The sequence below is a fragment of the Bacteroidota bacterium genome, from assembly GCA_030017895.1.
Lineage (GTDB): Bacteria > Bacteroidota > Ignavibacteria > UBA10030 > BY39 > JASEGV01.
The window spans coordinates 1-6,148 of sequence record JASEGV010000004.1 but is presented as its reverse complement, the minus strand read 5'-3'; the positions used below and the strand labels follow the sequence as shown (position 1 = coordinate 6,148).

General features: G+C 37.5%; 7 protein-coding genes and 2 tRNA genes (1 of these 9 cut by a window edge). 6 read left to right on the top strand and 3 right to left on the bottom strand.

Annotation, left to right across the window (positions count from 1 at the left end; translation table 11 throughout):
• From QME58_01490 to QME58_01480, 3 genes are all read right to left on the bottom strand, one after another.
• Positions 1-50: transfer RNA gene (locus QME58_01490), tRNA-Val, on the bottom strand; it reaches 125 nt to the left of the window's first position.
• Positions 51-85: 35 nt separating this feature from the next.
• Positions 86-157: transfer RNA gene (locus tag QME58_01485), tRNA-Gly, on the bottom strand.
• Between the two features lie 211 nt (positions 158-368).
• On the bottom strand, positions 369-566 hold the full coding sequence (locus QME58_01480; protein ID MDI6802501.1) for a PspC domain-containing protein: 198 nt from the start codon (positions 564-566) through the stop codon (positions 369-371).
• A gap of 287 nt (positions 567-853) precedes the next feature.
• Here QME58_01480 and QME58_01475 point away from each other — a divergent pair, with 287 nt between their 5' ends.
• The 6 genes from QME58_01475 (at position 854) to QME58_01450 (ending at position 5,889) form a co-directional block, all read left to right on the top strand.
• On the top strand, positions 854-1,138 hold the full coding sequence (locus QME58_01475) for a co-chaperone GroES (protein MDI6802500.1): 285 nt from the start codon (positions 854-856) through the stop codon (positions 1,136-1,138).
• Positions 1,139-1,167: 29 nt separating this feature from the next.
• Positions 1,168-2,799: a chaperonin GroEL gene (groL, locus tag QME58_01470; GenBank protein MDI6802499.1), complete on the top strand. Its 1,632-nt coding sequence runs from the start codon at positions 1,168-1,170 to the stop codon at positions 2,797-2,799.
• Between the two features lie 168 nt (positions 2,800-2,967).
• On the top strand, positions 2,968-3,534 hold the full coding sequence (locus QME58_01465) for an RNA polymerase sigma factor (protein MDI6802498.1): 567 nt from the start codon (positions 2,968-2,970) through the stop codon (positions 3,532-3,534).
• Positions 3,524-4,120 carry a hypothetical protein gene (locus tag QME58_01460; GenBank protein MDI6802497.1) on the top strand — a complete coding sequence of 199 codons (597 nt, stop codon included), beginning with the start codon at positions 3,524-3,526 and terminating at the stop codon, positions 4,118-4,120. The genes QME58_01465 and QME58_01460 overlap by 11 nt, the downstream gene beginning before the upstream one ends.
• A 21-nt stretch (positions 4,121-4,141) precedes the next feature.
• Positions 4,142-4,657 (top strand): hypothetical protein, encoded by a 516-nt coding sequence (locus QME58_01455; protein MDI6802496.1) that lies wholly within the window; start codon positions 4,142-4,144, stop codon positions 4,655-4,657.
• 65 nt (positions 4,658-4,722) lie between these two features.
• Entirely contained in the window at positions 4,723-5,889 is a 1,167-nt protein-coding gene (locus tag QME58_01450; GenBank protein ID MDI6802495.1) for a cysteine desulfurase family protein, read from the top strand.
• The last annotated feature ends 259 nt before the right edge of the window (positions 5,890-6,148 follow it).

Here is a 6,148-nt window from a genome sequence, read left to right as displayed (position 1 = left end):
GACCTCCGCCTTGTAAGGGCGGCGCTCTGAACCAGCTGAGCTAAGCGTCCAATAGATTACATTTTCATATCTCTAATATCAGTCGAGCGGGCGACCGGGTTCGAACCGGCGACGTCCAGCTTGGGAAGCTGACATTCTACCACTGAATTACGCCCGCATTTCATAAAACGAATTGCGGTGAACCAAAAAGGCATCGCTAATATAAATAAAATTAGTTTAATTCCAAAATCAATCACCCTATCATATACAGCTTAATACTATATATGCGATTAAAAAGATTGCTAAAATTGTAATAACTATTTTCAAAATGGTCGATAGTATTTTAATCGGGAACCAAATTGGGAATGTAATCAATTTGAACAACCACTTCATTTCAAATCCGATTTCAAGGGAACAATCCACCAAGCAATTAAATATCCACTAACAAATGGAATTACTCCAGTAATTAGAGCAAGAACTATAACTATTAAACGGACAATGGTGGGATCGACATCCAATATTTCTCCGAGCCCACCGCATATTCCAGCGATCTTATTATTGCTCGTTGACCTATATAATTTTTTCATTTTTGACTCCAAGGATTTTTCTATTAATATCTGAAGTTACGCAAAAGAGTCATTCTGAACGAAGTGAAGAATCTGAAACCTCAAATTCAGGCTATTTTTAGATGTTTCGCTTCGCTCAACATGACAAAAAGTCAATTCTGCGTAACTTCAGTTAATATAATAAATTTTTGGATATTTGATTTATTAAAAAATTTCCTTATATTGTTAGCACTCTTGCACAGAGAGTGCTAATTCATTGAAAAATAACAAGGTTATAACATTTAAAATAATTTTTAAAGGAGACAAATATGGAAATTAAACCATTAGCAGACCGAGTTGTAGTAAAACCCGAAGTTGCAGACGAAAAAACAAAGGGTGGAATTATTTTACCGGATACCGCCAAAGAAAAACCAGTAGTTGGAACAATTGTAGCAGTTGGTCCTGGTAAGAAAGGCGACGATGGAAAAATTCAGCCAATGGAAGTAAAAGTTGGAGATAAAGTTTTATATGGCAAATACTCAGGCACAGAAATAACAATCAAAGGCGAAGAATATTTGATAATGCGTGAATCAGATTTATTCGGAATAGTTTAATAATTGAACAAAAAAAAGGAGAAGATAATATGGCAGTAAAAATAATTTCTTATGATTCAGAAGCTCGTGCTGCGTTAAAACGCGGTGTCGATAAATTAGCTGATGCAGTTAAAGTTACATTGGGTCCTAAAGGGCGCAATGTTGTAATAGATAAAAAATTCGGTGCACCGACAATTACAAAAGACGGAGTTACCGTAGCAAAAGAAATCGAACTCGAGGATGCAGTCGAAAATATGGGCGCTCAGATGGTTCGTGAAGTTGCCAGCAAAACCTCAGATGTTGCAGGCGACGGAACAACAACAGCAACCGTATTAGCACAAGCAATAGTTCGTGAAGGTATGAAGAATGTAACAGCAGGTGCCAATCCTATGGATTTGAAACGCGGGATCGACATAGCGGTTCAAAAAGTAATCGAAGGTTTGAAATCGTTAAGTCAAACCGTTGGTGACGATCGCAAGAAAATTGAGCAAGTCGGTTCGATTTCAGCAAACAACGACCACACTATTGGTAAGTTAATCGCCGATGCTATGGAAAAAGTTGGTAAAGATGGTGTTATCACTGTGGAAGAAGCAAAAAGCACTGAAACAATCGTCGAGTGGGTCGAAGGTATGCAATTCGATCGCGGTTATCTTTCGCCTTACTTTGTAACTAATGCCGAAACAATGGAAGCAGAATTAGAAGAGCCTTTCATCTTAATTTATGATAAAAAAATTAGTGTTATGAAAGACCTTCTTCCGATACTCGAAAAAATTGCTCAATCTGGACGCTCGCTAGTTATTATCGCTGAAGACATTGAAGGTGAAGCATTAGCTACGTTAGTTGTGAACAGATTACGCGGAACTCTCCGTGTTTGTGCGATTAAATCTCCCGGTTTTGGCGATCGCAGAAAAGCAATGTTAGAAGATATCGCAGTACTAACAGGTGGTCAAGTGATTGCCGAAGAGAAAGGCTTCAAATTAGAGAATACACAACTTTCACTTCTCGGAAAAGCCAAGAAAATTACTGTCGATAAAGATAACACTACAATCGTCGAAGGTGCAGGCGAAGCAGAAGAGATTAAAAAACGCATCAACGAGATTAAGAATCAAATCGACAAGACAACATCTGATTACGATAAAGAGAAACTGCAAGAACGTCTCGCAAAACTTTCAGGTGGTGTGGCAGTTCTAAAAGTTGGCGCTGCAACAGAAGTTGAAATGAAAGAAAAGAAAGCCCGTGTCGAAGATGCACTTCATGCTACTCGTGCAGCAGTTGAAGAAGGTATTGTTCCCGGTGGCGGTGTTGCATATTTACGAGCAGCAGCGAAATTAGATGGTCTTAAATTAGCAAACGAAGACCAGCAAATAGGCGTTGAAATTATCCGACGTTCACTCGAAGAACCGATTCGTTGGATCGTTAATAATGCAGGACAAGAAGGTTCAGTTATTATTAATAAAGTAAAAGAAGGTAAGGACGATTTTGGATTCAACGCTCAATCGGAAAAATTTGAAAATCTTATCAAAGCCGGTGTAATCGATCCGACAAAAGTTACACGAATTGCGCTTGAAAACGCAGCAAGTGTAGCCGGATTATTGCTTACAACTGAAGCTACAATAGTTGAAAAGCCGGAAAAAGAAAAACCTTCGATGCCACAAATGCCACACGGCGGCGACATGTACTAACGAATGCTTAAATTCTGAAGAACGTTTTACGTTTTGAACAAAGGCATTTTATAATGCGAATGAAGCCTCACTCAACAGGGTGGGGCTTTTTTTTTGCTTCTTTGTGTCGATTTCATTAAACTTTAGCTGCGAAACATCTGTCTAATCGTATAGAAAATAAAACATAGAATGTCTGATAAATCTGATTTACAACTTGTAAACGAATTTCAAAATGGAAATATCGGGGCATTCAATGAACTTGTTCGCCGGTATCAACAAAAGGTTTATTGGATCGCCAGGCGAATGGTAGGTAACCACGATGATGCCGACGATGTAGTGCAAGAAGTATTTGTGAAAGTGCATAAAAATTTAAATAGGTTTCGGAGCGAGTCCACGTTTTACACTTGGTTGTATAGAATTGCAACCAATATGTCGATCAACGCGATTCGAAAAAAAAAGGTAGTCGAATGGTTGCGCTTCGACGATGCCTTGCCGGCAATGAGTGTGGTATCGGATGAAAGCCAGGACCCTTCTAAAAAAATTGAGTTGCAAGAAAACCGTGCAATGTTATCGAAAGCAATAGCCGGACTTCCGGCTAAACAAAAACAAGTTTTTATTTTCAGATATTATGATGAATTACCTTACGAAGAAATTTCAAAAATTATGAAAACATCGGTCGGTGGATTAAAGGCGAATTATTTCCACGCAGTTAAAAATATTCAAAAATATTTTAAGGATAATGGTGATGACCTGTAAAGAAGTAAAATATCAATTACCTGATTTCCTCAAATCCCGGTTAAGTAACAAAGAAAATCAACAAATTGCAGAACACTTGAAACTGTGCTTAATTTGTGAAGGTGAGCTTGTATCAATCGAAACCACATTTAAAAAGTTTGATAGCGAAAATATTCCCGAGCCGGCATCAACCTACTGGATTAATTTATTACCACGAATCCATAGCCGTATTGCAGATACCGTAAAGCCGAAATACGCGGAATGGATTGTTAGAACTTCGATACCTGTTATCGCTCTTTTTTTTGCAGTCTTCTTTTTAAGCAAAGTCTTTTTATTTGATGGTTCGAACATTCAACAGGAAGTTGCTTCAAACGGAAATATTCAATCGTTCATCTCTTCGCTAAACGAAAACGAAATTGCTGATTTGGAATTGCAATTTCCAAGTTTGAATGATAATATCTACGGAAGTAATGATGATAGGAGTATGATTAAAAACCTTCTCGATTCGACTGCTGCGAGCGGAAGTAATGGTTATTTATACCAATCGTTACATTCATTAGATGAAAAAGAAATTGATGATTTGTTAGCTATTTTAGAAACGAACTAAATTTAATAATTGAGGTTAAATATGAAAAAGTTAGTAGTATTCTTATTTGTGTTTCAAACATTCTTGTTTGCACAACCGGGTTCAGAAAAATGGCAAGGTAAAATGGGACCTGAACGTATCGAGCGATTCAAAAAAATGCGTCTCATCGAAGCATTGAATTTATCCGAAGAAACTGCAATCCGCTTTAATGCAAAGTATAACTCGCACGAAAACAGGGTTCGGGAAATTCGTGAATCTTCCGAGACTATACAAGGAAAATTAGCTGATCTTCTTCGTCTATATGAGGAGCGTGGTAAACAACGCAAATTTTCTGAAAAAGAGACTAAAGAATTGCAAAATCTTATCGATCAGATAGAGGCAAACAGGAACGAAATAAATATCGAGGAACAGAGATATTCGAAAGAGCTACGAGAGTTATTTGCTCCCGAACAGATTGCAAAGTATTACTTGTTCCAACAAAATTTTGAACAGGAATTACGGGAAGCATTAAAACAAATGCGAAAAGATATGCCTAAACGAAGAATGAGAGAGGAGTAGAATTCGGATTTCTGATTGCAGAATAGTATATTTTCCTAAAAATTTATTAACAAAACTACAATCAGATGCGAAGAATTTATTTAGATTACACTGCCACCACACCACTCGATCCTCAAGTATTCGAGGAAATGAAAACTTATTTTACCGAAAAGTGGGGTAATCCATCATCGATACACAAATATGGGCAGGAAGTAAAAGCTGCAATAGAGGAAAGTCGGGATATTATTGCCGGACACATAGGTGCCGCTCCGGGTGAATTAATTTTTATGAGCAGTGGAACCGAGTCGAATAACACTGCCATCAAGGGATTAGCCCTAAAACTAAAAGCCCTTGGAAAAAATCACATCATAACATCAAAAGTCGAACATCATGCCGTTCTTGAGACTTGCGAATACTTATCCGAGCAAGGTTTCGATATTACTCACTTAGATGTGGATGAATTCGGTGTTGTAAATCTTGAACAACTTAAAGAGGCGATCACTTCGAAAACAGGTTTAATCTCAATAATGTTTGCCAATAATGAAGTTGGTAGTATCAATCCGGTCGCACTAATTGGTGAAATTGCTAAAGCGAACGGCATCTTATTTCACACGGATGCTGTTCAAGCATTCGGGAAAATTCCGGTAAATGTGAATGAATTAAATGTTGATTTACTCACGATAACTGCACATAAGTTGTATGGCCCGAAGGGGATTGGTGCATTGTATTGCCGCAAGGGAATCGAGATAGAAAAACTAATGCACGGCGGCGGACAAGAACGCGGGCGACGTGCAGGTACTGAAAGTCCTGCTTTGGTAGTCGGCTTTACAAAGGCGGCACAAATAGCTCACGATCTGATGCAAACAGAATCAGATAAAATTTTAAAACTCAAAAAACGCTTGAAATCGAAAATTGAAAACGAGTTTTCCTTTGCTATCTTCAACGGTCATACAACTCAATGCTTGTCAAACATTTTAAATGTTTCCTTCGATAGTAAGAAAATAAAAATTGATGGCGAAGCGTTAATACTGAATATGGATTTGGAAGGAATAGCAGTAACAAGTGGTTCGGCGTGCACTTCTGGAAGCGTAAAGCCATCACATGTTTTATTAGCAATGGGAAGTGATGTTGAAACTGCGCAAGCGACAATTCGTTTTTCGTTAGGAAAATTTACAACTGAAGTGGAAGTTGATTATACCTTAGATGTTTTGAAAAAGACAATATATAGAATCGGTGAATTGGTGGGAAACTAGTTATGAGTATGTAGAAAATAATATATAGAATGAATTTTGTACTTTACTCGAATAACCGACGATACTGCATACTGTATCAAGTGAAAACATACCGCCTAAGGCGGATTAGAAAATAATACTTGACACTTCCCAAATTATTCTGTATTATGAACACAGAGTTTTTGGTTTTAAATATTCTAAATTCAAAATTCGTCATTCGTAAAACGAAAATTATAATAGGGCTTTAGATGAAACTTAAAATTTACTCTCTCTCTCTCTC

Coding starts and splice junctions, on each gene's coding strand:
- QME58_01480 (MDI6802501.1), bottom strand. CDS start 566: ATGAAAAAATTATATAGGTCAACGAGCAATAATAAGATCGCTGGAATA.
- QME58_01475 (MDI6802500.1), top strand. CDS start 854: ATGGAAATTAAACCATTAGCAGACCGAGTTGTAGTAAAACCCGAAGTT.
- groL (MDI6802499.1), top strand. CDS start 1,168: ATGGCAGTAAAAATAATTTCTTATGATTCAGAAGCTCGTGCTGCGTTA.
- QME58_01465 (MDI6802498.1), top strand. CDS start 2,968: ATGTCTGATAAATCTGATTTACAACTTGTAAACGAATTTCAAAATGGA.
- QME58_01460 (MDI6802497.1), top strand. CDS start 3,524: ATGACCTGTAAAGAAGTAAAATATCAATTACCTGATTTCCTCAAATCC.
- QME58_01455 (MDI6802496.1), top strand. CDS start 4,142: ATGAAAAAGTTAGTAGTATTCTTATTTGTGTTTCAAACATTCTTGTTT.
- QME58_01450 (MDI6802495.1), top strand. CDS start 4,723: ATGCGAAGAATTTATTTAGATTACACTGCCACCACACCACTCGATCCT.